This is a genomic window from Kutzneria kofuensis (assembly GCF_014203355.1).
GTDB lineage: Bacteria > Actinomycetota > Actinomycetes > Mycobacteriales > Pseudonocardiaceae > Kutzneria > Kutzneria kofuensis.
Genome location: NZ_JACHIR010000001.1, coordinates 1,221,441 through 1,247,995, shown reverse-complemented (window position 1 = coordinate 1,247,995; position 26,555 = coordinate 1,221,441). Strand labels below are relative to the sequence as shown.

Genomic DNA, 26,555 nt, shown 5'->3' with positions numbered 1-26,555 from the left:
CCGTCACGACCGATTCCTCGCGGCCTCGGTGGCCTCACGATGCACCGCGAACGATACCTTCCGTCCCCACCGGGTACCAGGGGCGCCGGGGCTCGATCGCTCAACTTCGCGGTCGCAGAAGGCAACTGCGAGTGCCGATCCACTCCTGGGGACCGAGCACCCGTCGGACCCGTGGCCCCGACGGCGGGGACCAGAGCGAGTCAAGTGCGATGGCCCGAGCCTGCCGCACCGTGGCCATGGCGCGGTCAGGGCCTGGTCGGCTGCGGATGTGACTCGTCGACGAGGACCGACCAGCTCATGGTCACCACGGTGCCGCGCGCGTGTCTGGTCAGTTCGAACTCGCACGAGATCCGTTCGATGATCAGGAGCCCACGACCGCGCCAGGATTGCTTTCCGCACACCGGGGATTTCCACCGGCCATTGTCGGCCACTGTGACGGTCACCTGGTCGTCGTGTCGGCAGGCGTGCAGGTCGAACACGCCGCCCGGTTGGTCGTAGGCATGGTCCACGACGTTGGCCATCGCCTCGTAGGTGGCCAACGCGACGTCCTCGATCTGCTCGGCGTCCAACCCGGCCGTGCTGGCCCATGCCACCAACTGCTCGCGGGCCTCGGCCAGGGCGGTGGCATTGGTCGGCACGTCGGTCCGCCCCAGGTCCGGCACCACATGCGTGTCGGGAGGACGGTCGACGTCATCGCCGGGGGCCGAGGGAGCCACATGCGTCTCCAGTTCGCGCGACACTCTGGTCACGAGTCGCGCCGGACGGGCTGGTCACGATTCGCGCAAGAACGGTCGGGTACCCAGGTTCGACCGACATATGCGTGGAATCAGCGTGTTCTCATCCTGTCTCGGGAGGTTGCCGCGCACCTGGTGTTGCCGCCCAGGCAACTCGCCGGTTCACCGGCATGGACGAGGCGCTGAACCACCAGCTCGGTCGTAGCGGAGCTGATCGCCCATTGTGGACAAGCTTGGCGCCGTGTCCAGGGTTCCCGGAGGCTGCTGCGAGTTGGGGCACGGAACTCCGGCGCTGACGGCATGACCGTCCGCACCAAGGCTTTCGCCGAGGCAGACGCAACGCTTGCCGGCAGCTTGCCGGACGACGTGGGACCCGCTGACTGGCCTGGGTTCGCCGTCGTGCCACCGGTTCCCTCAGGTAGGGTCGGTCAGCGCTGCGAGGACGGAAACGAGCCGCCGGCGCGGCCAAGGGCGATCAGTTCGGTGTACTGGTCCTGCCACGATCGCTCGGTCGCCAACAGGTCGGCCAGGTGCTGCACCCATCTCTCGTCGACGGGCGGGGTGCCGGCCAACAGGTGTCGTAGCGTCTCTTCCCTGGCCTTGACCCACTCGGCCAGCGTCGGACCGAGCACCGGTCCGCCCGCCTCATCCGTCATGTCGCGACGGTACTCCCTGACGTGCCGCGCGACAGCCGGATGTGGGGTACCGTGAACGGTGTCGAGAGCTTTTCGCATGCCGGTACCCCTGCCGGTGGCGTCCTCGGCGACCAGGCTGGCCGGACCTGTCCGACCAGGGACGGGAGCGTCGACATGACGTCGGGTTGCCCGCCTCGGATGGTCTTCACCATGTCCCTTGCGGGCATCGAGCCGCCACGGCTGACCGTTTTCGCAACGACGAAGCCCCAGGCGCCCATCATGGGAGACACCGAGCGACCGGGTTCCGCGTAGCTGGCGTTCCATCCCGGGCTGGCGGCAGTGGCAACCATGCCGCCAGCCCGGCTCTTGGTGATGTGGCAGGTCCGCACGAACCGTGGCCGGCCGGACGCGGCGATTCGCCGGAAACACCGCTCGACCGCGTTCCACACCCGTCTCGCCCGGGTGCGATGGGGTACCGTCGCCGCGGAGGGGCGCGAGCCGCCGGCATTCAGCCGGTGCGGTCCCCTCGATCCGAACCGCGCGGCTTCTCCGCGCGGCCCACATGAGCCGATACGGACCGGGCCGAGCCTCGGGATTCGGTGTCGGGTTCGACGACACGCGAGCCATGGCCGCGAAGGCGGAAGCGGACCAGCAGATTCGGCCGCCCGAGCGCGGGCATGTCTCCGGCGCAGCGCACCCGACCGTCCCCCCAGTGCCGGTGATCAACGTCCGGCTTGCCCAGGGGCACGGCGAACACATTCCACTCGACCGAAGGACATGAGAATGACTCAGGGAACTGTCAAGTGGTCCAGCGGCGCCAAGGGGTTCGGTTTCATCGCTCCCTCCGACGGCGGGCGCGACTTGTTCGTGCATCACACCGAAATCCAGGACTACGACCACGGTGGGCTCGCGGACGACCAGCCGGTCGAGTTCGAGGTCACCGCGGGCCAGAAGGGCCCGCAGGCCACCGCGGTCCGCTTGCTCTGACCGAAGCGGCCACAGTCACGACACCGCGTCGTCGGCATCCGGGCAATGCTCACTCCGACCAGTGCGACACTTCGGGGCCGAATGCGGTCGGGGCACGACCGACAGGCGGCGTCACCCCTGACGCGGCGCCGGTCTGTCGAACCCCGGCTCGACAGCCGCCGGGGTTGGCGGGCGGATTGCCAGTCCACGCCGGAGCCGCGGCTGACGGCTACATGTCGCGGGTGACAACGAGACGCGCATTCGGAAACCGTCTACGGCAACCGGGTGTCAAGAATCGACGCTGTTGTCCGATGACGGCAGAACTTCTTGTGGCAGAAGGCCACCGGTGACCAGTTGGCGCGCGATGTCGCTCAGCCGGATCCCGTGACGGCGGGCGTACCGACGCAGGGTTTCGAACGCCTGGTCCATTTCCAGGTTTCCGGCGTAGGCGAGCACGCCCTTGGCCTGCTCGATGATGATTCGGCTGTTCAGTGCGGTCTGCAGCTGCTCGGTGAGCACTTCGCCGCGGCGGATGGCCCGCTCCTGCAGGATGCCGATGGTGGCCGTGTCCGCCAAAGCCCGCGCGACCCGTGCGTCCTGGTCGTTGAGTGGCCTGGGTTCGCGGCCGAACAGGTTCAGCGCGCCGATGGTCTCCCGTCGCAACCGCAGCGGCACGGCCGACACCGAGACGAAGCCGTCCCCGACCGCCAACGGGGCGAACATCGGCCAGCGCCGCGTGGCAGCGGTGAGGTCGGCGACCACGACCGACTCACCGCTGCGGACGCAGTCGAGGCAGGGACCTTCGTTGTTCTGTATCTGGAAGAGTTCCAGCAGCCGAGTCCGTTCGGACGAGGAGGCGAGCACCTGCAGATTCCCACGCTGGTCGGACAGCATCAAGCCGGCCGCGGCGGCGTCCAGCAGTCGCACGCAGTGGCCGACCAACTGGTGCAGCACGTCGGCCACGTCGTAGTCGTCGACCAGGGTGTCCGCCATCTGGACGAAGGCCTGAAGCAGATGCGATTCCCGTTGTGTGCCAGTGGGGGCCGTGCTGTCCATGGGTCCGCTCCGCTCCTGTGCGCTTCATCGAGGATAGCCAGTTCCGCCCTCGCTCACCCCTGCGGCCCTCTGGTTCACCGGTCGAGATCCTTCGGCGCGAGCCTGCGGGTGACGATGTCGTGTGCCACCTCGTCGACGAGACGGCCCACGGCGAACGCGTATCCCCGGATCCGGGCCAGCGCCTGATCCGCCGAAATCCCGAACGCCGCGATGAGCATCCCGACGGCCTGGTGCACCTGCTCACGCTGCTCGGGCAGAGCGAGCCACCAATCGCCGTGGTCCGCGTCAGCCAGCAGGCTCAGCATGACCATCACCGCCACGTCGACCACCGCCAGCGCGGTGGTCAGCTCGGCCGCCGAGAGCCAGCCCGGCCGCCGGCGGTAGAGGTCCATCGCGCCGATGCAGATGGCGCCGGTCTGCAAGGGGAACGCGAAGATCGCGCCCACCGGCTCACCGGCCATCTCGGCGGCGAAGACCGGCCATGACGGTGCGATGGCGGCGGGGAGGTCCGGCACGAGCACCGGCATGCAGGTTTCGAAGGCCTCGAAGCAGGGCCCCTCGCCGAGGCTGAACTGGAGGGCCTCGACCCTGGCGCTGACCTCGTCGCTGGCGTAGAGCACTTCCCGCCGGTCCGTGTCGTTCATCACCGAGATCGACATCCCGTCCACCGGCAGCAGATCCGCGCAGGCCCGGCAGACCTGTGCCAGCAGATCCGGCTCACCCACGTGGTCGCGCAGCACCGCCGCGATCACGGTGTGCACTCGCCGTACCGGATCGCCCAGGTCACTCATCTGGGGCTACCGCGGTGCGCGGCAGCCGCACGACTGGCATGCGCCACCTCCGCCACATCGACTACTCGTAGCCATTCCTGGTGTAGCGGGTCCGGGCCCACGCCAAGAGCGTCACCACGTCACGTGTACGGGCTCACCCTACGGGACCGGTCGAATGCCGCCCAGCCGGTACGCACGGCGGCTGCCCCCGTCCTGCGGGTACCTCGTGGTGAGAGCTCGCTGCGATCGCCCTGGACCCGGCGGCCGGACACCACTTGGCCCCCGGAGGTCGGTTTCGTGACCGCTCCCGTTCGTGCGTCTCTAGTCCCGAGCCGGAACCGATGTTCGCCGGCGAACAGTCCAGCGCCCGCGTCGCGTTGGTGGGCGCGTTCACGGCGGCGCCGATGGTGGCTCTGGCGGTCGCAGTTCCCGTTGAGTGGGGCTGGGGCCTGAGTTGGCTCGACGTCGGGCTCGCCGTTGTGACCATCGGCTTCCACCGGTACCTCACTCATGGCGCGTTCAGGGCCGACCGCTCGCTCGGCTCGGTTTCCACCGACACCACCCAGCCGGCATGCTCGCTCCACACCAGCATCAGGTCGTGGCCCGGTCGATCTGGCCGGCGTTCGACCAGTGCAAGGTAGGCGGTCGCGGTGTCGGTGACCTCGTAGGAGGTGCCCTCGGTGGGCACACCAACCGCCGTCGCGACCGCGGCCAGATAGCCGGCGAGTCCTTGGCTCAACGCCTGCGTGCAGTCGGGGTCGGACTCCGGCCAGTCCGCACGGTCCGACTCGTCCTCGCCCTCGACGTTCTCGGCCGGCTCCAGCATGGCCAGCCCCGCTCGGCGACCGACCTGATTTCCATGACTCATGTGCGACTCCCTCGGGCCTCGGTCACAGTGCCGGTGGTCCTCATACGCCAGCGGCCCCGGGGCGTGACGCTGATTCGGAGCCGCCGCCGTTCGGCCTGCCCACGACGGGCGCCGCCGGCGGTGTCGTATGCGGCATGGCCGGGGCAGTGACAGTCCCTTGTGGATTCCGGGGCGGTGTCACGCCGACTGGCCGGGTGAGTGCCCTCCGCTGGTCGCCCTGGGGGCAACCGCGTCCTTCGCCGAAACGCCGGCCTTGCTCAGGATCAACACCGGACTGTCGGCATTGCCTCGACGCGCTGCCGTCATCATCGCGTCGTGACCGGCGGCGTCGCCCGCCTCCGGCGGGATCACCAGCAGGCAGATCCGCCGGCCGTCCAGCCCGGACACATACACGATGTCCTTGTCCTGGTAGCGAAACGCCTCCAGTCGAACCTGCCGGCCATCCACTGGAAGGCGGCGCGCGGGCGGTGGCGCCCAGGCGTCCATCGCGAACGCGACCCGATGGACCGGCCCCAACCGCACGGACAGGACCTCGGCCAGTTCGGGCAGTTCGGCGGCCAGGTCGCGGGTCCTCGGCCACCAGGCGCCATCGACGTAGCCGGTGGCAGGTGCCTTGGGCTTGAGTCGCAACCTGAGCGGCTGCGACGGAATGGAACGACTGTGCGGGCCCGACGTCATGTCGGTTCTCCTGACTCGGCCGGCCGGCGACCGATGCTGGTCGACGCCGACAACGGCGTCGACCCTCACGCTACACCGCCCATCCACTCCGGGGGCGTGCCTTCGACTCCACGCCGACCCGACGGGAGCGCTGCCACGATGACTGTCCTTTATGGATCGCCGGCTTGGGGTGATCTTCTTCCGTGGGCGGGTCGTCGCTGGGAGGCGCGAGAAACCGCACCGGTTCGCAGCGGGGCGATCCGGGCGTCACGTCCGTCCAGCGGCGCTCCGGCGCGTCCGGGGCCGGATGGCTGAACCGGACGGTGTGCACGGGCGTGCGGCCGTCCACTGTCGGCACGGCTGTGATCGTCTGAGTGATGATCATTTGCCTTTCGTCCGGCGCAGTGGCGCGCCGATGGCGTGCAGGTGGCTCAGCACCTGTCGATAGGAACCGAGGGCGCTGGTCTGGCTGTACGCAATGCCGTTGCGCACACAGAACTGCTGTACGAGGGGTTGGGCGTGGCGCAGGTTCGCCCTCGGCATGTTGGGGAACAGGTGGTGCTCGATCTGGTAGTTCAGGCCGCCCAGCAGGAAGTCGACGACGCGGCCGCCGCGCACGTTGCGGGAGGTCAGGACCTGCTTGCGCAGGAAGTCCAGCCGTTGCCCGGCCGGCACGGTGGGCATGCCCTTGTGGTTGGGAGCGAAGGAGCATCCCATGTAGACACCCCACAGGCCCTGGTGAACCGCGATGAACACCAGCGCGTGCAGCGGGGGCAGCACCCAGAACACCGCCGCCAGGTAGCCGGCGGCATGCGCCACGAGCAGCGCCCCCTCCAGCCAGAACGCCCTCACCTGACGCCGCCACACGGCCTTGACGCCCGCCAGATGCAGGCCCAGCCCCTCCAACGTCAGCAGCGGGAAGAACAGTACGGCCTGGTACCTGGTCAGCCAGCGGACGACGCCGCGCTTGGCGGCGGCCTGCTCGCCGGTGAAGGCCAGCACCGAGATCTGGATGTCCGGGTCCTCGTCCTCGTGGTTGGGATTGGCGTGATGGCGATTGTGCTTGCCCAGCCACCAGCCGTAGCTCATGCCGATCAGGCTGGCGTGCAGGTGGCCGATGACGTCGTTGGCCCGCTTGCTGATGAAGATCTGCTTGTGGCCGGCATCGTGACCGATGAAGGCGAGCTGGGTGTGCACCAGAGCCAGGAAGGCCGCGGTCGCGATCTGCCACCACGAGGAGCCTAGCACGGCGAACGCCGCCCAGCCCGCGGCCAGCAGTGCCGCGTTGACCGCGAACTTCACGAAATAGCTGCGGCGCCGGCGGTCGAGCAGGCCGTGTTGCCTGATCACACGGGACAGCTCCGCGAAATCGGTGCCGTGTCGTGTGGCGGCCGGTCCTCGGTCGATCGACGTCATGTGTTTCCGATGCTCGAGCGGGACGGCCGACACGGGCGCGTACCGTCCTCCGCACAACGCCCCGCGATCCGGAAAAGTTCCGGCCGCGGCGGCGGGACATGACTCCAGGGGTCGCCGACGTCGTGGGTTACGTTCACGTCGGGTGCCGTCGCTCGCCATCACCTCTGCCGCGGACTCTCCGGGCAACTGGTTCGAGTGTCTCACCGGCGGATCCGATCGCCACGCCCGTGCCGGCCCGTCCATCCACTGTGGATTCCCCGGCCGCGGTCCGGTCCGCCCACCGTTGGGCGTCTGACGGGGAAAGATGGTGCGGTAAAAGCGATTTCGTTCATCTGGTCACCGGAAACCCGTTGCCCGCTCCGGTCGCTGCCGCGGCTGTCCGATGTCGCCGATCTGGACGGCACGGTCGTGTCCGTCAACGAACCGCTCGAATGCCGGGGAAGACGACCGCGTAGCCCGCAGGCTGTGCCGCACGCGCGACCGTTCGGCACAGCGGCCCCGACCGGAATCACCAGCCGTGGCCGTCGACAGTGAGCTGCGCTGCTCGGCTCTCCGCGGTCGTGTCGGCGAGGGCCACGACGAACTCACCCGTCGTGGCCGAGGCGGTGCGTAACTCCCGCTGCCGGTCGGCCCCGGTGCCGCCGAGCACGACGCCGGCGGCGAGCCGTTCGACCTCGTCCGTGTCACCGGTGATGTCCAGTCCGGGCCGCACATGGTCGAGCAGATCCAGGAACAATTGTTGCTGCGGCTTGACCTCGCCGGAGCGGACGTCGATGCCGGGTCCGCCGAGGCCGTGCCGGGCGGCGGCGGACAGCGCGTCCGCGATCGTGACTGTGGGCACGGCCGGCGCCGGCCGGCCTTCGCGGAACTCCGCGACCGCGGTCGCCACCAACGCCCGCACCAGTCCGGCCAGCAGCACCGCATCGTCCGCCGAGAGGCAGACGTCCGCGATCCTCACCTCCACCGTCGGATACCGCGGCGACAGTCGGGCGTGCCAGTACACACCGCGCGGATCCATGGCGGCGCCACTGTCGACGAGACTGCGCACGGCAGCGTCGTACTGGCCGGCGTCGGCCCAGATCTCCGGCGGGCGTGCGGTTGGCCACCGCGACCACATCGGGTGCCGCCAACTGTCCCAGCCGGTGTCCTGTCCGAGCGCGAACGGCGAGTTGGCGCTGATCGCGAGTAGCTGCGGCAGCCACGGTCGAAGCCGCGACAGCACCTGCACGCCGAGCTCGCGTGACGGCACGCCGATGTGCACGTGACACCCACACGTCCCGGCGGAGGACAGCAGTGCCGGGAACCGATTGACGATTTCCCGATAGCGCGGCTCGTCGGTGACCGCGGCCAGTGCGGGCGGGGCGTCGAACGGCAGCACGCCGGCGGCCACGAGCACGCAATCGACGCGGTCGGCCGCGCCCGCGAGCAGGCCACGCAGCCGGCCCAGTTCCGCACGGACCTCGCCGAGTCCGGCACAGACCGGGGTGGCCGTCTCGATCTGGTACCGCATGAACTCCTGAGTGATGGCCGGCTCGTCCTCGATCAGCCGCAGCATGTCGGGCGCGCCGAGTACGGCACCTCCGGACACGGCGTCCACCAGGAGGAACTCCTCCTCGACGCCAATCGTGCACCACGTTTCGGCGGCCGGCGCCACGGCCGGCCTACCGGGCTGATGTGCCCGTGACACAGACACATCCGCGGTCGAACTTGCCGGCGGCCGTCGCGGCGCAGTACCTCGCGCCGATCTCGTCGTGCGTCTCGGCCGGATGCGGGCACACAGGGCAGACGACCGCGGCGGAATTCGTGTCGGGTGTCGTGTTCGCGGATCCCGTCAGAACCTGCCTCCGGCTTTCGCCGCCCAGACACGGCAACAGTCTGAAGTGGACAGCCCCGGTCACCATGCCGTCGCCCTCGGACCGTCGCGATCGCGTCGCTCCGGCAGCGTTTTCCTGTGCGCGCGGAGCCTGCCGGGACATCGGACACAGCGCGGCACGGGAGGCGGGCCGGCTGCCCTGACCTTCACCGCGAACGCAGCCCAGTGGCCCGGATCCAGCTGGACCGGACGCCAAGGGGCTTGGTCGACGACGGCGGTTCCGCCGCCAACTCGCGCGACCTCGGCCACCAACCGCCGTCGACCGAATCGGACTTCACCGGCCCGATGTTGATCTGGTGCTGGATCTGGCGGACGAACGGACCCGACCTCATGTCGGTCTCCTTGTCCCCGGCCGCGTCACGACCGACATGGGAGTTCCCCGGGGACGGCGTCGGCCTGACTGCCCACACGCGAGATGCTCCCGGTACCGGCAACACTACACCTCCGCGGGTGATATCGACCGGTTCCGGTCACGCGCGGTCGAGGCGCGGGTAGAGAACCTCCTCGGCCAGCGACAAGGCCGCCGCGGCGACGGGGATCGCGATGAGGGCGCCGACCACGCCGAACATCTGGACACCGTGCTCGCCGAGTACGTCCAGCACTACAACGGTCATCGACCGCACCGGGGCCGCGCCGCGTCGGGGCGAACAGTTGCTGAGGCCGACCTGTGATGGCGCCGACCGCTACGACCGCCCTCAGCAACACCCTCGTCCGACCATCCTGGAGCTGTGGTCAGGGTTGGTCGTCTCGTTCGGCGATGACACGTTGGGCTTCGTGGAGTTGGTCTTCCAGGGTGATGATCCGGCAGGCCGCGTCCAAGGCGGTGCCCTGGTCAACCAGTTCCCGCACGCGAGCGGCGATCCGCAGCTGGTAGCGGGAGTAGCGACGGTGGCCGCCGGCCGAGCGTTGCGGCTCGATCAGGTTCACCTCGTCCAGGCTGCGCAGGAATCCCGCGGTGGTGCCGAGCATCTCGGCGGCCCGGCCCATCGTGTAGGCCGGGTAGTGCTCATCGTCGAACTTGTCGGCCGCACCCGCACCGGCCGTGTCTCGCTGGTCTGGGATCATCGCGCCTCCGCATCACGAGGGGCCCCGGCGCATGTAGCGCCGGGGCCCCAGGGGTTCGGGTTTCATCACCATCAACCGGTCGTAAGGCCGGCTTCCGTTATCCGCGTGACCCGCCTGAGAGGCAGAACCTGCGGGGATCGCGTATGCGTAACCGAAGACCACCTTCCATTCCGATGGGACTGCGGTACCCGTCCGGCGCGACACAGCCTGGAGCGGGCGATCCGACGGCGTGTAACCCTTCCCTTCTCCTCTGACTACCTGATGTGCATTACCTGTACTGCCACTTGCACTTGCTGTACTGCCATCAACACGTGCTGAACAACTGTGTGACTGTCGTGCTTGTCCTCTCGCGGCGATCATGCCTGGAACCCCTAACCTGATTCGGGCCCAGCACCTGATGCCGCTGGTCACCCACCGGAACCCCTTCCACTGATCGGCTCCGGCGCACCTGACCGTCCTGCACTTCATCTCAGACTCGCGGGTGGTCGAACATCTCCCGCGTCCTACTGTCGTACCTTGTGCATTTCTGACCTGATGTCACCGCACGGGACCGGATGAACGATCTGGTCCCCTTCGGCTCACTGCTTCGGTCACCCGCCGGAGCGCCTTTACTGATCGCTCCGGCGGGTGATCGTCCAGCCACTGCTTGCGGGTAGTTCGTCATCTCCCGCGTCGATTCCTCTTGCGTTCCATGCTACGACCGTTGCCGCTGAGCCCTGGCGTATCTGCTCAGCAGGAGCAACAGTCCTTGGCCATCTACCGGAACCCCGTACCGTGATCGGCTCCGATGCGCCTGACCGTCTTACCTGTGCTCCACGGGTAGTTCGTCATCTCCCGTGCCATCTGACGTTTTCTCTCTCGCGCTGGCCAGAACACTACACGCACCCACAACCGAATGTCTACCCCAGCCAGCATAGATTTCCTCGGACGGGTGACGTATATGTGCTCCGGCGTCACGCGCGTGCGCCGCTGACCTGCTCGGACTCGGGGTGGCCCGCTAGGCCAGGGGCTCCTGCTGAGCCGCGAGCTGCGTGACGGTCCGGCGTCGGTAGTCCACATCGGCCACCATCTGGTCCAGGATCCGCAATGCCTCCGCGGCGTCCTGCGCGTGCATCCGGTCCCGCACATACCGCGCCAACCCGACCAACTCCTCGGGCCAGGTGTCCCACGCGGCGCGGGCGGCCTCGATCAGCGGACTCAGGTGCTCGGTGTTCCACTGCGCTTCCGCCGCTTCCCTGCCCACCTCCGTCGCCGGGTGTTCGTCTTCCGCGCGCCACCCGCACGAACATGCGGCGACGAAGCCGTGCAGTGAGGTGGTCTCCTCGGTCCACTCCGCGCTGACCGTGCCATCGGCGAGCTTGCGCGCGGCTTGCCCCTCGTGGTCGTCGACCTGCTGCGCGTACGGACCGGTGTAACGAATACCCATGACAATCCTCCCGTAGGCTGGCCTGCCAGCTCGACCTCGGCAGGCGATCTTGCCACCGCGGTCTAGTGGCCGCCTGATGCCACAGGTGGCGGCCGGCGTTCAATGGGGGATGGGGCGTTGCGCGGTGAAGCGACGAGCACCAGCCGGGGGTGCGCCGCAGCGCCCGAGCGCGTTCGACCAGTGTGCCGATGGCGGACTTGTTGTCCTTGCCGATGATCAGGTCGCCTTCCCGGCTGCTCACGCCCTTGCTCACAAGATCAAGGTAGGCGGCCGGTTCCCGGGCCGGTTTCTTGCCTGCGTGGGGTGAGCGGTCCTTGCGGATCTCGACGTCCATCGCGTTCCCGCTGGTCGGGTGTTGCGACGACTCCTAAAATCCAAGCTGCAGGGCGGGGCCACCGGCGTTCACGCTCAGGCGGGATCGCGCCGCCGGACCTGACCACCGCCAGGAATTGACGGACACGATCAGGCATGGTCGGTTCGGGGGGCAAGGTCTGCGGCGGTGAGGCGCTTGCTCGCGATGTCGTGTGCCACATCGACCAGCCCTCGTTTGGTGCGGCGGGCGTACTGGCGGATCAGCTCGAAGGCCTCGTCGGGCGTGAGACCCATCTGGTGCACGATGGCGCCTTTGGCGTGCTCGATGTCGATCCGTGACGTCAACGCGTGCTGGAGTTGCGCGCTGAGCATCCGCGATTCGCGCAGCGCTCGCTCCTGCAACAGGCCGATCGCGGCGATGTCGGCCATGGCGCGCGCGGTGAACAGTTCACCGTCGGTGAAAGGCTGTTTGCTGACGTGGAGCAGGTTCAGCGCGCCGATGCTCTCGTCTTCCAGAGCTAGCGGCACCGCCGCCATCGTCTGAAAACCGAGCTGGAACGCGGCGGGCGCGAACTGCGGCCACTGTTCGGCCGCCGCGGTCCCGCTGGCCTGCACAGCCGCCGCGGCCCGATAGGCATCCAGGCACGGGCCCTGGGCACCCTGGACCTCGAACAGTTCCAGCAACCGAGTCTGCTCGGTCGAGGACGCGATCACATGCAGGTCGCCGTGGGTGTCGGCCAGCACGACGCCGGCCGCGTTCGCCCCGGCCAGCAGCACGGCGTAGGTGGTGAGCTTGTGCAGGAACTCGACGACATCGAACTGGCGGACCAGCGTGTTGGTCAGTTCGGCCAGCGCCTGGGCCAAAACCGCCGAGCGGCCGAGGGCGCTGTCGGCCAGATCGGCCGGCTCGGGTATCTGGGTCATGGCTCTAACCTCACAGTGCCCGCCACTATGTCGCGGGCGAGCTGGTACAGCGAGCGACCATTGGCCAGCGCGTGGGCGCGCAGCAGCGCTAGCGCGTCGTCGAGTGTGATGTCCAGTTGTGAGGACAGGAATCCGGTGGCCTGGTGCACCGCCATCGACCCGCGACCGTCGTCGCCGAGGAGCCCGGCCAACTGGTCCTGACCGTCCGAACTGGACTGCAGCAGCAGAATCGCGTTGGTCGCCACTTCGGCGGCCAGCAGCAGGTCGGTCAGCGCGTCGTCGGCAAGCACAGCTGGTGTGCCCCAGGTCAGGTCCAGGCTGCCGATGGCCGCCCCGCAGGCCTGCAACGGTATCGAGGTGACCGACCGGACACCGGCCTCCAGCGCGACAACGCTGAACCCGGGCCAGCGAGACGGATCCAGCTGCTCAAGGTCGGAGACGGCCACGACCTCGCACGTGCGGTAGGCGTCCAGACACGGCCCTTCCCCCAGAGTGAACTGCGTGTCCGGCAGAACCCCGTGGTGGTCGCCGATGGCGGCCACTACGTGGACCACGCTGGTCGACGACATCAAACTGATCGCCGAGTCCGACGCGCCGACGCGCCGAGCGCTGTACTCGCACACCCGACGCGCCGTGTCGACCGCATTGATCAGACCCCCATTGCCGACAATCGCGGCCAAGACCTGCCACCTGCGGCCATCCATCGACATAGCAGCCACCTTTCCGCCACTGTCTCGACGAACCGAGCCTACGCGGCTGTGACCCACGCCAGAAGCGGCATGGTCCGTGCCGGGTGTCCACAGATCGCCATCGACACGCATGCGTCACCGACCCGGGTTTGGATTCGAGTCATAGTTCCCTGTCCCCGCACGGCAATCCGGCGGTATCCCGCGCGATGTGACACATGCTTGGCTGGGCGTGTCCATCAGGCCGCCTTGGCAAGCGAGGGCAGCCACTGTCGACGCGCCTGCGACTCCCGCATGATCCGGAAAGGAGCAACTGTGCCCGAACATCCACGCCTGTACGAGGATCTGGCCGCCGGCCTGCGTGAGCTGACCACGCTGTTGCTGTGCACCACCGATACGGCACAGGCGTTGCGGCGCACCGCCGACACCACCGCGCAGATGCTGCCGCAGCGGCCATTGGTCGCGGTGACCCTTGACCGGGCCGGCCAGGCCATAACCGAGGTATCCTCGCAGACCCCCGGTACGTTGAGCGCGAGATTGAAGGACAGCCACGAGTACGGGCCGGGCCGGGCCTGTCTACACAGCCGAACACCGGTCACCGTGACCGACGTGGCCAGTGAGAGCAGATGGGACCTGGAGTGGCTACGGGCCGAAGGGGTGCGCAGCGTCTACTGGCACCCGCTGCGGGCGACACACGAGGCGGTCGGGGCATTGGGCCTGTACAGCCGGGAGCCCGTCGTGTCCGATCCGCAGATTCGGTTGGCGATCCAGATGACCGCCGAGCACATCGGGGCGCTGCTGGGTGCGACGATCCACGGCGCCGCCCAGGCCGCGATGATCGCTCAGTTGGATCAGGCCCTGGTCAGCCACGCGGTGGTCGACCAGGCCGTCGGGGTTGTCATGGCCCAGCGCGGGTGCGACCCCGACACCGCGTTGGCGATCTTGCGGAGGGCCTCGCAGAACAGCAACCGCAAACTGACCGACCTCGCCGCCAGCATCCTGGCCTCCGCACACAGGGTCAGGCCCGAGCCGGGCGGAGGCCGCCGGTAGCCGCCGCCGCCGACTACCGGTACGGCGTCCACCACGCTGCGTCCGCGCCCTCGCGCAGGGTCCGGAGTCGGTGGCGCAACTGACTGTGGATCCTCGGGTTGCCCGCGGCCATCGGCACGGCCACGGCCACCAGCTTCAACTCGCGCACCCGCCGCAGGGTGGCAAAGCCGCCCCAGGTGGTGACGTCATACCCGTAGAGATCGACCAGCTCGCGATAGGCGGCGTGGTGGCCGCGGAACCGCAGCGCACCGACCGCCATGGGTACCAGGTCCCATTCGGCTGGGCCAACACAGACGGTGTCCAGATCGCACACCACCGGACCGGTCCGGGTGTTGATGAGGTTGGCCGGTCGGGCATCGCCATGGATGACGGCCCGTGGCAGCCGGTACCGCATCCCGGTCAGGTCCTCCGCGAGCCGCTCGCACCGCGACCGCAGCCACCGCTGTTGCTCGACGTTGATGTCGGCGGCTGCGGCGATGCGCGCACGCAGGTCAGCGATCGGGTCCCATCGCCGCAGCGAGGGGTCGGTCGGGATCGTGTGCAGCTGGGTGAGCAGCTTGGCCAACTCACCGCTCCCGGCCGGCGGGCCGGCCTGGGGTACGCGTTTCCAGAACGTGACTGTGCATCCGTAGAGGTGCACTGGCTGCGCGCAGGCCACCGGGGCCAGCCGCACGGCTGGCACGCCGTGATCGGCCAGCAGCCTGGCAGCCGCCACCGAGTTCTCGGCGCGATACCGCAGTCCCGCATTGAGGATGATCTTCACGAAGATCGGGGCGCGCGCGAGCTGGAACACCGCGTTGCCCACCAGCTGAACCAGACGGGCGCCGGTGTGGTCGACGCCGGCGCGATGGCAGGCGCCGGCCAGCACCGCCTCCGCCGTGGCCAGTGCGGGCCGGAGGATCTGGGGGCAGTTCCGGCTGGGGTGGGGACTGTGCACGTCTTCTCCGCTGAACGGCAGATGAAGGCGTCAGCCACGCTGCCGGACTGCCACCGCGATGATCACGGGACACGCCCGTCACTCACACGCTAGGTTACGGTCAACCGGACTTTCAGCCCCCGATAAGGTGACATAATTCCCGGGGTTGGCCCGACCATCGCATCCCTGCTGTCAGCGAGCACGCCTCGCACCAGGGCCGCGCTCGGCGGCAGTGCGCCAATGGCGATCCATGGATGACAGTCGCACGCTGCCTCGGCTGGCAGACCGTACCGACTTCCGGTCAACCAAGCGGTGAGGTTTTGTCGGTTACCAGTGAAGCTGTGGGACCCAACCCCTGAGCTGACGACACGTCGCACCGGCAGGAGCATCGATCATCTCCGTCGAGGAGACGGCGATCCCGACGTGCCGGATGGCGCTGGCGCAGCTGCGCGCCGGCGAACTGCACTGCCTGTGGGACTCGCGAAGTCATCCCTGCGGTGGCGGCTGGGCGCACAGCCCAGGTCCATGGTCGGATCCGCTGTGAGCCAGCAGACCGATTCCGGCTGGCCGCGTTGTCGTCGCTACTGCCGCCGCCGCTCGACGCCGGTGCGCAGGGCCCGCCTACCGCGGCCGCACTCAGGAAGCTGGCGTTTCTGCAGCATCGCACCCGCAAGCTCCACATCACGCGCGTCACCGCGCATCCGACCACGCAGTGGGTGTCCCAACAGGCCCGTAACCCGGGTAGCCGTGTCGAGTCCCTGCGCTTCGTTCTCCGCGACCGGGACAGCAAGTACGCCGACTCCTTCGACGCTGTCTTCGAAGCCGAGGAGATGAAGGTGCTGTCCAATGCGCCCAGGCTCCGCGCATGAATGCCCACTGCGTGCGGGTGATCGGCCCATGCAACCCTGTGCCGCAACCGGTCTGAAGGCCCGCAGGCGCCTGCGGACGCGACCCCTCGGTGGAGTGATCAAGGAGTACGCGGGATCCGGGCACACCCGGTACCCCGGGGCATGTGAAAGGCCCCTGACCATGCTGGTCAGGGGCCTTTCATTTCCTGTGGGCGATACTGGGATCGAACCAGTGACCTCTTCGGTGTGAACGAAGCGCTCTCCCCCTGAGCTAATCGCCCTTTGGAGTTGTGTTCCCCGCTCTCGCGGTGATGGAACTACCTTACAACATCACCCCACCAGACGCGAAAACGGGGGGTCCAACAGCGGGTTGTGGATGCCGAACCAGCCGGCTACCAGGGAGAACACGCCGAGCAGCCAGAGGGTGGCCAGGATGACGAGGCCGGTGGCGGCGAGGACGAGCAGGCGCAGCGGCAGGGGCTGGCGGCGGAGCCAGGCGGTCCACTGGTTGTAGCGGGCCTTGGCGAACTTGAGGACGCGGCCGGCCCAGGCGAACTCGGTGGCGAGGATGGCGAGGCCGGCGAAGACGACGAGCCAGCCGGGCCCGGGGTAGGGGATGAGCACGATGCCGAGCGCGAGCACGGCGAAGCCGGCGATGGCGGTCCCGATGCGTCGGATGGTGCGTAGCGTGCTCAGCTGGTCACCTCACCACTGGCGATGACGTCGGACGGCTTGGCCGGCAGGGCCCGGCCGGGTTCGAGGGAAATGGCGAACTTCTGGTGCTGGGCGGCGGCGCTGTTCCACGCCAGCAGCTGGGCGGTGGCGCCGTTGACGTCGAACGAGCTGAGTGCGACTGGGGTGCCGGTGGACAGCCCCCAGACGACGTAGGTGTGGTCGGCGGCGTTGTTGGGCCGCAGCCCGAGCGGCATGACGGCGGCGGAGTCGGGGGTGGACAGCAGCACGGCGGCCTCCTGCCCGTCACTCTCCCGCAGCACGGTCCGGTGCATGGCGGGATCGCCGAGCACGGCGAGGACCTGTGCCTGGACCTGCTGCTGCCCGTCGAGCCGGCTGACCTGCCAGCCGAGCACGCCGACGGCGACGGCGAGCACGAGGACGACCGCGGCGGCGGCGAGCTGCGCGACCCGGTTGCGGGGCCGCGGATGCCCGACGATCTCGGCGGGCCGGTCGGGGGCCTCGGACAGGGAGGAACCGATCCGGAACGGCAGCGGCTCGTACGCCTCCTGGGGCGTGCGGGCGACGGCGCCGAGAACCTTCTGCCGCAGCCGCGCGGGCGGCTCCTCCTGCGGCACGGACCCGCCCAGCAGCGCGGTCACCTGCTCGGTGGACCGCACGGTCTCCTGGCACAGGGGACAGCCCGGCAGGTGGACCCGTACGGCGTGCTCGTCATCAGGCTCCAGTGCGCGCAGCGCCCAGCCGACGGCCAGTTCCTCGTTCGGGCAGCGCCCGTCGCCTTTCGCGGCGTTCACCGCTGCACCTCCGTCCGCATGCCGGTCGCCTCGTCGCCGTCGCCGAGCAGTGACGACAGCAGCCCCCGCAACCGTCTGATCCCCGCGAAGGTCCGCGACTTGACGGTGCCGAGCGGCAGCCCGGTCAGCGCGGACACCTCGCACTGGGTGTAACCGCCGAAGTAGGCGAGCGCGATCACCTCGCGCTGCTCGTCGGGCAGCCGCCCGAGCGCCTCCCGCACCTGCCCACCGACGACGCCGACCAGCGCCTGGTCGTCGGCGCCGGGGCCGGGCGGCACGAGCCGCTCGGCGACCTCGTCGATCCCGGGCAGGTTCCGCCTGCGCTGCACGGCCTCCCGCCGCACGGCGTCGACCGCGCGGTGGTGCACCAGCGTGAGCAGCCAGGAGGCGAAGCCGCCGCGGCTCGGGTCGAACCGCCCCGGGGCACGCCACACGGCCAGGAACGCCTCCTGCACGACGTCCTCGGCGAATTCCGGGTCGACGCAGACCCGTCGGGCCAGCGAGTAGGCCTGCCGGCAGTACCGGTCGTACAGCTGGGCGAAGGCCTCCTGGTCGCCGCCCGCGACGCGGCGAACCAGTTCGGCGTCGGCCGCGGCGGACCTGGCCGGTGGGACGGGCGCGTCAGCCACCACGGAAATCCTCACGTCCAACATTCGCGCAACATGCGGTACCGGGTTCAGGTTAAACCCAGCAAGATGGGGGTCGCCGAACAGAAGGGTTCACGGAGAGTGATCGACCGGTTGCCCAGAGGTACTGATCTGGCCCGGACGGGTGAAGTAGGTCGTCTCCGCGAGCGGTGTTCCTCACTTCGGCGTCACAACTGAGGAGCTCGGTCGTTTGCTGGCCGGGAAGGGAGCAGAAGGGTAACGACGATGCGCAACGACCACGTGACGCTCCGCTCGACGGCGGTGTTCGACCTGCTCGCCCCGCGCACACCCGCGGTGCCCGTCCAGGTGGAGCTCCGCTACGACACCCGCGACCCGTACGCCGTGGTCGCCGCCTTCCGCACCGGGCGCGCCGGCTGGGTGGAGTGGGTGTATGCCCGGGACCTGCTCGCGGACGGGCTGATCGCCGAGGCCGGCGACGGCGACGTCCGGATCAAGCCCGCCACCGACGACCCCGAGGTCGTGGTGATCGAGCTCAACTCGCCGTCCGGGCACGCCACCTTCGAGGCCGCCTCCGAGGAGCTCGCCGATTTCCTGGACAGAACCTACGACGTGGTCGTCCCCGGCAACGAGCACCTCTGGGTCAACGTCGACCAGGCGCTCACGCACCTGATCTCCAACGACATGAGCTGAACCCCGTCTACACCGCTCCTGACCTGCGGCGATGTCGTTAGCCGACCCCCGATTTGATCCAGAGTGGGGCCATCGGATAAGGTTTCACCAGCACCACGGAGAACGGATCCCAACCGGGAGATGAACCAGAGGGTTCACTTGCGGAGATCCACTCCCGAAGTCGCATGCGGACGTAGCGCAGTTGGTAGCGCATCACCTTGCCAAGGTGAGGGTCGCGAGTTCGAGTCTCGTCGTCCGCTCGGGTAACGGCCCCTCGTCATTCGGGTCGATGTTCCCGGAGTACCATCCGGGAAAACGGCGGAGTGGCCGAGTGGCTTAGGCAAGGGCCTGCAAAGCCCTGTACACGGGTTCGATTCCCGTCTCCGCCTCGGGCGATTAGCTCAGTGGGAGAGCACTACCTTGACACGGTAGGGGTCACTGGTTCAATCCCAGTATCGCCCACCAGTTATATATGCTGGTGAGAACTACGGCCGACGATCTTCGTCGGCCGTTTTTCGCGTTCCGGGAAGATCAAATGGCGATGAGATGGCGATGGGGCCATCACGCGGCATCCCAGGGCAACGCGTCGAGACTTGCCCGAACGTGTGGAAACCAGGACACGAGCTTCCCGAGCTCGTGCGGCCGCAGTGCTCTCAGCGAGGCCAGTCACCGCGCCTCGAGCACCTCGAGGATCTGTTGGCGCATCTCCGGCGTCACGTTGTCGTAGACCCGACCGATCTCTTTCCTCTTCTGTCCTAGCCGTGCGCGCCGCCCCACCTCGGAGACACCAGCCATGAGGCGTGCGTGTGCCGGCCCTCGTTGAAGGTGAACCACGGCAGGATCGGCGGCGTGTGACCTTCGGCATAGGGCGCTGGTGGTCTTCTCGCTGTAGCGGTCGCAGGAGAACACTTTGCCCTCGAGAATCAGGTGGGTCGCGCCCTCGTCCTTGGCGTGCTGGAGAGCGTCGTGCAGGTCCGGCGCCTGCTGGGCGAGCACCGTGATCACCTCGTCGAGGTAGCGATAGCCCGTGGCACGGGAGGTGCCGTGGTCGCGGACGAGTGTGGTGGCATCGGCGTTCTGGCGGAGCCTGCGCAGACCCAGCACCGCCTGCCAGAAGCAGGTCGGCGCCCTGGAGTTCGTGCGAGTGCCGCGACGGCGGCGTTCGGCCCGCAGGAGCCGAAAGGTACCGAGCCAGTTCGCGGGGCACGTCGAGTGTGGCACGACACGTGATCACGGCTCGGAATTGATCTTCGCAAATCCAGTCTTACCCGGGGCTCCCCGGCCATCTTCACGGGGTTCGGCTCGTCGGTGACCAGCCTGTCCGCGCAGCTCGCACGTATCCACTGTGTTCAACGCGAGAATCTCGGTGAGATCACGTCATTTGGGCAATCTCTGCGGACGCAGTTTCAACCATCTTCAGTCACGACAGGCCGTCCATCCTGGCGGGGGCCAATCATTTGGCCTCTTTTACCAAAACCGGCCAGTCGGCAATCCTTGGATAAAGCATGACTGGCGACGGGTCACGCTATTCAAGAATCGTGGACGGTGGCCGCTGATCGTTCGCCGCCCGTCAGGTGCACCGCCGCCCCTCTTCGATGCGAACGAGGAGAAAATGATCATGAGGCGTTCCGTTATCGCCTTCGTTGCAGCGGGTATCGTCGCGCTCTCGCTGATCACCGATGCCGCCGCGTCCGCGGCGGCGCGGTCGATGGCGAGCGTGCAGAAGTCCTCCACCTTCGTGTTCGACCAGATCGCCACCCACGGCCCCGCCGGCGCCGCCGACCAGTACATCCAGATCAAGAACCTCAGCCAGGTCCCGCAGGACCTGGGCAACTTCAAGGTCGAGTTCGCGCCCAGCCGGTCCCAGATCTTCGAGGTGGCCGCGATCCCACCGGGCACGATCCTGCAGCCCGGCCAGGTCTACCTGATGGTCAACCCGCTGGGCTACAGCGGCCCGACCGTCGACGAGTACTTCACCGGCTTCACGCTGCCCGAACGGTTCAGCATCGCCCTGCTGTCCCCGTCCAACGTGATCGTCGACTCGGTGAGCACCATCCCAACCTCGCCTATCCCCTTCGGGGACCCGGCACCGATCTGCAAGGGGCCGAACGCCGCCCTCATCCGACGCTCCAATACGGGCGACAACGCGGTCGACTTCTACTGCGGGCCGCGGGTGCCGGGGCTTCCCGGTCCGGACGCCTGACCCTTGAATCACATCACCCCTCCGACAGCGGCCGGTGGAGGGGCTCGCGAACCGCGACAACAACGTGGCGTGACTTCGCGTGTAGGTTCGGGCCTTACACAGAGGTGTGGCGGGAGCTGCCTGACGGCGGCGGCTACCAGCGCAGCGTCTACACGCCAGCCTCGTCCCCTGGAGCGGACTTCACACCGGCGGTGTAATCGCCCCGACTCTGTCCTACGCCGACGCGGCGGGATGCACCACCCCCGATCATCGTGGTACCCGCCGACGCCGGGCTCGGCACGAGATCGATGACGAACACGAGCACGGTGACCACGACGGCCAGCATGACGCCGGCGGCAACGCCGGCAATGGCCAGCAGCCTGACGGCGTTTCGGGTCCGGCGCTGGTCGTCGAGCACGCGGTCGAGCAGGGCCAAGGGCGTCATGGTGGCTGGGCGCGTCGGGCTCTCCCCAGGTTGTTGTGGTGCCTGCGTTGCTGGTCAGAGCTGCTGACTGACTTTTGGAACCCCGCAGGCAACCGGGACCGTCCTGGGGCTACCGGCGCATCCGCGGCGAACCCGCCCTGCTCGGCATCACGGTCGCCGCACCATGTGGGAGATCGTCAAGACTGACGGCACCCCCAGCCCGCTCCGGACGACCGTCACGTGGACGGACATCCTGTGCTCCCAAGGCGAGGCGATCCTGGCGATGGACCTCGTCGAAACCATCATCCTGACCGAACCCGGCCGTTGCCTGAAGGTCAGGCAGGCCCGTGGGTCGGTGGCTGTCGGTGCGGGCCGGACTGTGTCGTCAGTTCGCTGGTCTGGTCGAGGGCGTAGCCGATGGCCTGGTCGAGGGTGAAGCGGGTGCCGTGCTGGAAGGCCGCTGCGAACCGCTCGTCCCCAAGAGCGCTGAGGGCCTGCTGCTCGCAGCGGTTGTGGACGGAGGCAAGGTACCTCGGGCCGGATGGCGGCGCCCCCATGGAGCGCCAGGTCGTGTGGGCCGCGCCGAGCAGTCGGGCGGCGCGGGTGTGCTGGCCGTCGGTTCCCGCGATCCAGGCCAGCGTCTCCAGGTAGTGCGCGACAACCCACCGGTCACCGATGCGCAGTGCGGCGGGGATCCCGTCGCGGATCAGTGTGCTGGCCTCCTGCCGGTCGCCGGACAGCCACCGGGCGAGGCCGAGCTCCCACAGCGCGTAGTTCCTGGACGAGGACGCACCCCGACTGTCGCACAGGGCCAGGCATTCCTCGCTGAAGGCGATCGCGCGACCCGGGTTGCCGAGGGCCACAGAGGTCAAGGTCAGATAGAACAAGGCGAGCCAGACGCCGTCCGGGTCGTCGAGCGCCTGATGGCGAGCGAGGGCGTCTTCGAGGAGCGGGACCGCGCGGTGCACGTCGTTCTCGAAGAACGCGACCACCCCGAAGCCCAGCGTGGTGTACGCGAGAGTGGGCTCGTCGCGCACCTGGTGCGCCACGCCCTGGGCCTGTTCCAGCTGCGACCGCGCGGTGGCCATGTCGGCCTGCAGCAGGGCGAGCCAGCTACTGGCTTTCAGGGCCATGGCTCGGTGCGGGCTGGGCTGCGGGTCCAGTTCCAGGGCCCGGTCGAGCCAGTAGCGGCCCTCGGTGTGCGAGCCGGAGCGGATCCAGTAGTGCCACAGGGCGGCGGTGATCTCCAGCCCGGCCCGGGCCTGGCCGGGTTCGGTCAGGCAGAACTCCAGTGCGGCCCGTACGTTGGGATGCTCGCGGCGCAGCCGGGCAAACCACACCAGCTCGTTCGGCCCCAGCCACTCCCGCTCCGCCCCCATGACCAACTGGCGGTAGTGGTCGCGGTGCCGCGCGCGCACCACCATCAGGTGGCCGGAGGAGGCCAGCCGTTCCTGGCCGTGCTGGCGGATGGCCTCCAGCATCCGGTACCGCGCGCGGACGTCGGTCTCGTCGGGGACCACGGTCAGCACGGACTTGTCCACCAGCCCGGCCACCAGATCGAAAACGTCCTCGCAGGCGATGCCCATCCCGCCGCAGACCACCTCGGCCGCGTCCAGGTCGAACCCGCCGGCGAACACCGAGGCCCGGGCCCACAGCTGCTGCTCCAGCGAGGAGCACAGGGCGAAGCTCCAGTCGATCGCGGCCCGCAGCGTCTGCGCCCGCGGGACCGCGACCCGGCTGCCGGTGCTCAGGAACCCCAGGTAGTCGTCCAGCCCGATCAGGATCTCGGCGACCGGCATGGCCCGAACCCGCAGCGCCGCCAGTTCGATGGCCAGCGGGATACCGTCCAGCCGGTGGCAGATCCGCACCACCGTCGCCCGGTTACCGGCATCGACCGCGAACCCCGGCCGGGCCAGCGCGGCCCGTTCGGCGAACAGCCGCACCGCCTCCCCCCGTGTGAGGGCGCGCGGGATCACGGGCTGTCCGAGATCCGGCACGGGCAGCGGAGGCACCTCCAGCAGGTGCTCCCCGGCCGTGCCCAGAGCTTGCCGGCTGGTGGCCAGAATCCGCACTCCCGTGGTCGCCCGCAGCAGCCGGCTGGTCAGCACCGCGCACGGGTCGAGGAGGTGCTCGCAGTTGTCCAGCACCAGCAGCAGCCGTTTGTCGGCCAGGTAGTCGGCCAGCGTCTGCGTGGTGGACCGCTGGCCCTGCTGATGGTGGATGCCCAGGGCGTCGGCCACCGTTGGGGCCAACAGTTTCTCGTCGGTGAGCGCGGCCAGCTCGACCAGCCACACCCCGTCCGGGAACGCCTCGCGCGTCCGAACGGCCACTCGCAGGGCCAGGCGGGTCTTGCCAACCCCGGCGACCCCGGTCAGCGTGAGCAGCCGCGCCCGCCGCAGCAGCCGCACAGCCTGGGCGACCTCCCTGCGGCGGCCCACGAAACTGGTCACCTCGCCCGGCAGGTTGCCCACCGGCCGTGGTGATCTCACACCGGTCCTCACCGGCCCCGGCCCTTTCGCTCTTCGACGATCCAGGCGGCGAGCTGGGTGCGCTTGGTGAAGCCGAGCTTGGCCAGGACGCGCTCCACGTGACCCTCGGCGGTGCGCTGAGCGATCACCAGCCGGGCCGCGATCTCCTTGTTGGACAGTCCCTCCGCGACCAACTCGGCGACCTGCCGCTCCCGACGAGTCAACGACGTGCCCGCGGTACCGGCCGCGGTGGCGGCCGAGGGATCGGGCCCGGGTTTCTCGTCGAGGGCGTAGACGATGGCCTGGTCGAGGTCGAGTGCCGTGCCACGGTCGAACGCGGCCTGGAACGCGCGGTCGCCCAGGGCGCAGCGGGCCTGTCGCTCGCACGCCTCGCGCGCGGCCAGGTAGTGCGGGGAGCCCATCAGGGGCCGGCCGCCGACCAGAGGCCAGATCTGGTGCGCCACGCCGAGCAACACGGCGGTCCGCTCGCCCTCGCCGGCCGTGCCCGCGATCCAGGCCAGCCGTTCGACCATCAGCACCATGCAGAAGGTGTCGTCGAAGGCGCGCATGACCTGAAGGCTGTCCTTGGCGTACGTGCTCGCCAGCGCCAACTCGCCCCGCTTCCATTCGGCGAGGGTGAGAGCGTAGAACGTCAGGGCCCAGCCCCTCTGCTCGCCGTGCCGTTCGCAGAGCGCGCGGGCGTGCTCGCCCAGCGTGACCGCACGGCCGAGATCCCCCTGGAAAGCTGCTCCCAAGATCAACCCGACATAGGCGATGATCACGGTGGTGTTCAGTTCGCCGAGGGCCTCGAAGCGTGCCAGGGCATCCTCCAGCAGAGCCTGCGCGCGCGGTAGGTCGCCGCCGAACACTGCGGCGACCCCCAGCATGGAGATGGCGTACGCCAGGACACTCGCGTCGCCCCGCAACTGGGCCCAGTCCCGGGACTCCTGCGCCATGGCCGTGCCGGTGGAGATGTCCCCCTGCAGGACGGCGAGGTGGGCGTTGCTCCACAGGGCGACAGCCCGGGCACTGCTCGACTCGGTGTCCACCGCCAGTGCCCGGTCCAGCCAATGCCGGCCCTCGGCCACGTGCCCGCAGTGCCAGTAGAAGTACAGGGCCGCGGCCATCCGCAGCCCGACCCGGGACTCATCAGGCATGGTCAGGCAGTACTCCAGGGCGCGGCGCAGATTCGCGTGCTCACACCGGGTCCGGGCGAACACTTCCAGCTGGGTCGGGCCGAACCACTCGGCCTCGCCGCGCTCGGCCAGATCCAGGTAGTAGTCCCGGTGCCGCCGACGCAGCACCGCCTCCCCACCGGCCGCCCGCAGGACGTCCCGCCCGTAGTGGGCGATGGTCTCCAGCAGCCGGTACCGGACCGGGAGAGCCTGGTCCGCGTCCTCCTTGATCAGGATCGACTCGTCGACCAGCCCGGCCACCAGGTCGAGCACCCCGTCCCGGGCGATGCCGTCCCCGGCGCACACCGCTTCCGCCGCGTCGAGATCGAACCCGCCGGCGAACACCGACACCCGCGCCCACAGGGCCTGCTCCGGCGGTGAGCACAGCTGGTAGCTCCAGTCCACCACCGCCCGTAGCGTCTGATGCCGGGGCAGCACCACACGGCTGCCCCCGCGCAGGAGACGGAACCGGTCGTCCAACCGGGCCAGGATCTGCTCCGGCGAGAGCGCCCGCAACCGTGCCGCGGCCAACTCGATCGCCAACGGCAGCCCGTCCAACCGGCGGCAGATCCGGGCAAGCGTCGCGTGATTGCCAGTGGTGACGTCGAAGCCGGGCCGCACGAGCGTGGCTCGCTCCACGAACAGGTGGATCGCCTCGTTGCCGACCAGTTTCCCCCGCTGCGGCGGGCGCTCGGGATCCGGCAGCGGCAGCGGCGGCACCGAGAATATGTGCTCGCCCGGCGTGGACAGCGCGTGCCGGCTGGTGGCCAGGATCCGCACACCCGGCGCCGCCGGGAGCAGGTCGGCCGCCAGGCCCGCGCACCGGTCCACCAGATGTTCACAGTTGTCCAGCACCAGCAGCGCCTGCTTGTCCCGCAGGTGACCGACCACGATCTCCCGCGGCGACCGCGCGGACTGGTCCCGCAGCCCCACGGCGTCGGCGACCGTCTGCTCCAGCAGCGCGCGGTCCTGCAACGCGGCCAGCTCGACCAGCCACACCCCGTCGGTGAACGCCCGCCGCACCCCGGCCGCCACCCGCAATGCCAGCCGGGTCTTGCCCACCCCGCCGACCCCGGTCAATGTCAACAACCGAGTGCTCGACAGCAGCCGCTTCGCCTCGGAGACCTCCCTGCGACGGCCCACGAAACTGGTGACGTCGGCGGGAAGATTGCCATTGAGCTGCGACGACCTCATACCCGAATACCCGACATCACAGACCTCACGTTCGATGGTGTCATCCAGGCCGCGAGCCGGAGCCGTGCACCGTGGCCACCAGCTGCCACGATGCGTTCACTGTGACCTTCCGCGAGGCACGGCACCAACCTCCACATCGGCAGCAA

The 26,555-nt window shown here is 69.0% G+C and carries 28 protein-coding genes and 4 tRNA genes; 8 read left to right on the top strand and 24 right to left on the bottom strand.

Annotated features, from left to right (window positions below):
* Positions 1–245 precede the first annotated feature (245 nt).
* Both BJ998_RS05615 and BJ998_RS05610 read right to left on the bottom strand, forming a co-directional pair.
* Positions 246–716: an ATP-binding protein gene (locus BJ998_RS05615; protein WP_184859096.1), complete on the bottom strand. Its 471-nt coding sequence runs from the start codon at positions 714–716 to the stop codon at positions 246–248.
* 446 nt (positions 717–1,162) lie between these two features.
* On the bottom strand, positions 1,163–1,390 hold the full coding sequence (locus tag BJ998_RS05610; RefSeq protein WP_184859094.1) for a hypothetical protein: 228 nt from the start codon (positions 1,388–1,390) through the stop codon (positions 1,163–1,165).
* A 762-nt stretch (positions 1,391–2,152) separates the two neighbouring features.
* On the opposite strand from BJ998_RS05610, the gene BJ998_RS05605 reads away from it, so the two are divergent.
* Positions 2,153–2,356: a cold-shock protein gene (locus BJ998_RS05605; RefSeq protein WP_184859092.1), complete on the top strand. Its 204-nt coding sequence runs from the start codon at positions 2,153–2,155 to the stop codon at positions 2,354–2,356.
* 267 nt (positions 2,357–2,623) lie between these two features.
* Here BJ998_RS05605 and BJ998_RS05600 read toward each other — a convergent pair whose 3' ends face one another.
* From BJ998_RS05600 to BJ998_RS05545, 13 genes are all read right to left on the bottom strand, one after another.
* A complete protein-coding gene (locus BJ998_RS05600; RefSeq protein ID WP_184859090.1) occupies positions 2,624–3,391 on the bottom strand; it encodes a GAF and ANTAR domain-containing protein in 768 nt (255 codons plus the stop codon).
* A 74-nt stretch (positions 3,392–3,465) separates the two neighbouring features.
* Positions 3,466–4,182, bottom strand: a complete 717-nt coding sequence (locus tag BJ998_RS05595; protein WP_184859088.1) for a GAF and ANTAR domain-containing protein — start codon at positions 4,180–4,182, stop codon at positions 3,466–3,468.
* Between the two features lie 487 nt (positions 4,183–4,669).
* Entirely contained in the window at positions 4,670–5,029 is a 360-nt protein-coding gene (locus BJ998_RS05590) for a DUF6292 family protein (protein ID WP_246488526.1), read from the bottom strand.
* Positions 5,030–5,206: 177 nt separating this feature from the next.
* Positions 5,207–5,707: a DUF5994 family protein gene (locus BJ998_RS05585; protein ID WP_184859086.1), complete on the bottom strand. Its 501-nt coding sequence runs from the start codon at positions 5,705–5,707 to the stop codon at positions 5,207–5,209.
* Positions 5,708–6,067: 360 nt separating this feature from the next.
* Positions 6,068–7,102, bottom strand: a complete 1,035-nt coding sequence (locus tag BJ998_RS05580; RefSeq protein WP_184859084.1) for a fatty acid desaturase family protein — start codon at positions 7,100–7,102, stop codon at positions 6,068–6,070.
* 508 nt (positions 7,103–7,610) lie between these two features.
* A complete protein-coding gene (locus tag BJ998_RS05575; protein WP_184868454.1) occupies positions 7,611–8,756 on the bottom strand; it encodes a carboxylate-amine ligase in 1,146 nt (381 codons plus the stop codon).
* Positions 8,757–8,763: 7 nt separating this feature from the next.
* A complete protein-coding gene (locus tag BJ998_RS46475; RefSeq protein WP_221337888.1) occupies positions 8,764–9,003 on the bottom strand; it encodes an RGCVC family protein in 240 nt (79 codons plus the stop codon).
* Between the two features lie 118 nt (positions 9,004–9,121).
* The gene (locus tag BJ998_RS05570) at positions 9,122–9,307 is read right to left on the bottom strand and encodes a DUF5994 family protein (protein ID WP_184859082.1); all 186 of its coding nucleotides are present in this window, start codon (positions 9,305–9,307) and stop codon (positions 9,122–9,124) included.
* 138 nt (positions 9,308–9,445) lie between these two features.
* Positions 9,446–9,589 carry a hypothetical protein gene (locus BJ998_RS05565; protein WP_184859080.1) on the bottom strand — a complete coding sequence of 48 codons (144 nt, stop codon included), beginning with the start codon at positions 9,587–9,589 and terminating at the stop codon, positions 9,446–9,448.
* 118 nt (positions 9,590–9,707) lie between these two features.
* Entirely contained in the window at positions 9,708–10,040 is a 333-nt protein-coding gene (locus BJ998_RS05560; RefSeq protein ID WP_184859078.1) for a MerR family transcriptional regulator, read from the bottom strand.
* Positions 10,041–11,037: 997 nt separating this feature from the next.
* Positions 11,038–11,466, bottom strand: coding sequence for a hypothetical protein (locus BJ998_RS05555; RefSeq protein WP_184859076.1), 429 nt, complete (start codon positions 11,464–11,466; stop codon positions 11,038–11,040).
* Positions 11,467–11,928: 462 nt separating this feature from the next.
* Positions 11,929–12,702, bottom strand: a complete 774-nt coding sequence (locus tag BJ998_RS05550) for a GAF and ANTAR domain-containing protein (protein ID WP_184859074.1) — start codon at positions 12,700–12,702, stop codon at positions 11,929–11,931.
* Positions 12,699–13,406 carry a GAF domain-containing protein gene (locus tag BJ998_RS05545; protein ID WP_246488936.1) on the bottom strand — a complete coding sequence of 236 codons (708 nt, stop codon included), beginning with the start codon at positions 13,404–13,406 and terminating at the stop codon, positions 12,699–12,701. The genes BJ998_RS05550 and BJ998_RS05545 overlap by 4 nt, the downstream gene beginning before the upstream one ends.
* A gap of 297 nt (positions 13,407–13,703) precedes the next feature.
* Between BJ998_RS05545 and BJ998_RS05540 the strand changes: the two genes are divergently transcribed.
* Positions 13,704–14,438 (top strand): GAF and ANTAR domain-containing protein, encoded by a 735-nt coding sequence (locus tag BJ998_RS05540; protein WP_184859070.1) that lies wholly within the window; start codon positions 13,704–13,706, stop codon positions 14,436–14,438.
* A gap of 13 nt (positions 14,439–14,451) precedes the next feature.
* Here the strand turns inward: BJ998_RS05540 and BJ998_RS05535 are convergent, their stop codons facing one another.
* Positions 14,452–15,306: a phosphotransferase gene (locus BJ998_RS05535; protein ID WP_184859068.1), complete on the bottom strand. Its 855-nt coding sequence runs from the start codon at positions 15,304–15,306 to the stop codon at positions 14,452–14,454.
* Between the two features lie 620 nt (positions 15,307–15,926).
* Here BJ998_RS05535 and BJ998_RS05530 point away from each other — a divergent pair.
* Positions 15,927–16,223 carry a hypothetical protein gene (locus BJ998_RS05530; RefSeq protein ID WP_184859066.1) on the top strand — a complete coding sequence of 99 codons (297 nt, stop codon included), beginning with the start codon at positions 15,927–15,929 and terminating at the stop codon, positions 16,221–16,223.
* A 188-nt stretch (positions 16,224–16,411) separates the two neighbouring features.
* On the opposite strand, the gene BJ998_RS05525 is transcribed toward BJ998_RS05530, so the two are convergent.
* From BJ998_RS05525 to BJ998_RS05510, 4 genes are all read right to left on the bottom strand, one after another.
* A tRNA-Val gene (locus tag BJ998_RS05525) sits at positions 16,412–16,483 on the bottom strand.
* A gap of 49 nt (positions 16,484–16,532) precedes the next feature.
* Complete coding sequence (locus BJ998_RS05520) at positions 16,533–16,871, bottom strand: TIGR02611 family protein (RefSeq protein WP_312890536.1); 339 nt, start codon at positions 16,869–16,871, stop codon at positions 16,533–16,535.
* 23 nt (positions 16,872–16,894) lie between these two features.
* Positions 16,895–17,689, bottom strand: a complete 795-nt coding sequence (locus BJ998_RS05515; protein WP_184859064.1) for an anti-sigma factor — start codon at positions 17,687–17,689, stop codon at positions 16,895–16,897.
* Entirely contained in the window at positions 17,686–18,318 is a 633-nt protein-coding gene (locus BJ998_RS05510; RefSeq protein WP_312889944.1) for a sigma-70 family RNA polymerase sigma factor, read from the bottom strand. Before BJ998_RS05510 ends, BJ998_RS05515 begins: the two co-directional genes overlap by 4 nt.
* 243 nt (positions 18,319–18,561) lie before the next feature.
* Between BJ998_RS05510 and BJ998_RS05505 the strand changes: the two genes are divergently transcribed.
* The 4 genes from BJ998_RS05505 to BJ998_RS05490 all read left to right on the top strand — a co-directional run bounded on the left by BJ998_RS05505 (position 18,562) and on the right by BJ998_RS05490 (position 19,431).
* Positions 18,562–18,987, top strand: a complete 426-nt coding sequence (locus tag BJ998_RS05505) for an SsgA family sporulation/cell division regulator (RefSeq protein WP_043716771.1) — start codon at positions 18,562–18,564, stop codon at positions 18,985–18,987.
* A 166-nt stretch (positions 18,988–19,153) separates the two neighbouring features.
* Positions 19,154–19,226: transfer RNA gene (locus BJ998_RS05500), tRNA-Gly, on the top strand.
* 57 nt (positions 19,227–19,283) lie between these two features.
* Positions 19,284–19,355, top strand: a tRNA-Cys gene (locus BJ998_RS05495).
* A 1-nt stretch (position 19,356) separates the two neighbouring features.
* A tRNA-Val gene (locus tag BJ998_RS05490) sits at positions 19,357–19,431 on the top strand.
* 201 nt (positions 19,432–19,632) lie between these two features.
* On the opposite strand, the gene BJ998_RS05485 is transcribed toward BJ998_RS05490, so the two are convergent.
* The gene (locus BJ998_RS05485; RefSeq protein WP_184859060.1) at positions 19,633–20,070 is read right to left on the bottom strand and encodes a hypothetical protein; all 438 of its coding nucleotides are present in this window, start codon (positions 20,068–20,070) and stop codon (positions 19,633–19,635) included.
* A gap of 514 nt (positions 20,071–20,584) precedes the next feature.
* Between BJ998_RS05485 and BJ998_RS05480 the strand changes: the two genes are divergently transcribed.
* Positions 20,585–21,169, top strand: a complete 585-nt coding sequence (locus BJ998_RS05480; protein WP_184859058.1) for a lamin tail domain-containing protein — start codon at positions 20,585–20,587, stop codon at positions 21,167–21,169.
* Positions 21,170–21,317: 148 nt separating this feature from the next.
* Here the strand turns inward: BJ998_RS05480 and BJ998_RS05475 are convergent, their stop codons facing one another.
* The 3 genes from BJ998_RS05475 to BJ998_RS05465 all read right to left on the bottom strand — a co-directional run bounded on the left by BJ998_RS05475 (position 21,318) and on the right by BJ998_RS05465 (position 26,409).
* On the bottom strand, positions 21,318–21,584 hold the full coding sequence (locus BJ998_RS05475; RefSeq protein WP_184859056.1) for a hypothetical protein: 267 nt from the start codon (positions 21,582–21,584) through the stop codon (positions 21,318–21,320).
* Between the two features lie 323 nt (positions 21,585–21,907).
* Entirely contained in the window at positions 21,908–24,061 is a 2,154-nt protein-coding gene (locus tag BJ998_RS05470) for an ATP-binding protein (protein WP_184859054.1), read from the bottom strand.
* Positions 24,062–24,069: 8 nt separating this feature from the next.
* Complete coding sequence (locus BJ998_RS05465) at positions 24,070–26,409, bottom strand: ATP-binding protein (protein ID WP_184859052.1); 2,340 nt, start codon at positions 26,407–26,409, stop codon at positions 24,070–24,072.
* Positions 26,410–26,555 lie beyond the last annotated feature (146 nt).

Excerpts from the sequence above, each read along its gene's own strand:
- BJ998_RS05480 (WP_184859058.1), top strand. The coding sequence starts at position 20,585 with ATGAGGCGTTCCGTTATCGCCTTCGTTGCAGCGGGTATCGTCGCGCTC.
- BJ998_RS46475 (WP_221337888.1), bottom strand. The coding sequence starts at position 9,003 with ATGGTGACCGGGGCTGTCCACTTCAGACTGTTGCCGTGTCTGGGCGGC.
- BJ998_RS05605 (WP_184859092.1), top strand. The coding sequence starts at position 2,153 with ATGACTCAGGGAACTGTCAAGTGGTCCAGCGGCGCCAAGGGGTTCGGT.
- BJ998_RS05545 (WP_246488936.1), bottom strand. The coding sequence starts at position 13,406 with ATGGATGGCCGCAGGTGGCAGGTCTTGGCCGCGATTGTCGGCAATGGG.
- BJ998_RS05565 (WP_184859080.1), bottom strand. The coding sequence starts at position 9,589 with ATGACCGTTGTAGTGCTGGACGTACTCGGCGAGCACGGTGTCCAGATG.
- BJ998_RS05555 (WP_184859076.1), bottom strand. The coding sequence starts at position 11,466 with ATGGGTATTCGTTACACCGGTCCGTACGCGCAGCAGGTCGACGACCAC.
- BJ998_RS05585 (WP_184859086.1), bottom strand. The coding sequence starts at position 5,707 with ATGACGTCGGGCCCGCACAGTCGTTCCATTCCGTCGCAGCCGCTCAGG.
- BJ998_RS05550 (WP_184859074.1), bottom strand. The coding sequence starts at position 12,702 with ATGACCCAGATACCCGAGCCGGCCGATCTGGCCGACAGCGCCCTCGGC.
- BJ998_RS05560 (WP_184859078.1), bottom strand. The coding sequence starts at position 10,040 with ATGATCCCAGACCAGCGAGACACGGCCGGTGCGGGTGCGGCCGACAAG.
- BJ998_RS05610 (WP_184859094.1), bottom strand. The coding sequence starts at position 1,390 with ATGACGGATGAGGCGGGCGGACCGGTGCTCGGTCCGACGCTGGCCGAG.
- BJ998_RS05570 (WP_184859082.1), bottom strand. The coding sequence starts at position 9,307 with ATGAGGTCGGGTCCGTTCGTCCGCCAGATCCAGCACCAGATCAACATC.
- BJ998_RS05595 (WP_184859088.1), bottom strand. The coding sequence starts at position 4,182 with ATGAGTGACCTGGGCGATCCGGTACGGCGAGTGCACACCGTGATCGCG.
- BJ998_RS05600 (WP_184859090.1), bottom strand. The coding sequence starts at position 3,391 with ATGGACAGCACGGCCCCCACTGGCACACAACGGGAATCGCATCTGCTT.
- BJ998_RS05590 (WP_246488526.1), bottom strand. The coding sequence starts at position 5,029 with ATGAGTCATGGAAATCAGGTCGGTCGCCGAGCGGGGCTGGCCATGCTG.
- BJ998_RS05465 (WP_184859052.1), bottom strand. The coding sequence starts at position 26,409 with ATGAGGTCGTCGCAGCTCAATGGCAATCTTCCCGCCGACGTCACCAGT.
- BJ998_RS05580 (WP_184859084.1), bottom strand. The coding sequence starts at position 7,102 with ATGACGTCGATCGACCGAGGACCGGCCGCCACACGACACGGCACCGAT.
- BJ998_RS05505 (WP_043716771.1), top strand. The coding sequence starts at position 18,562 with ATGCGCAACGACCACGTGACGCTCCGCTCGACGGCGGTGTTCGACCTG.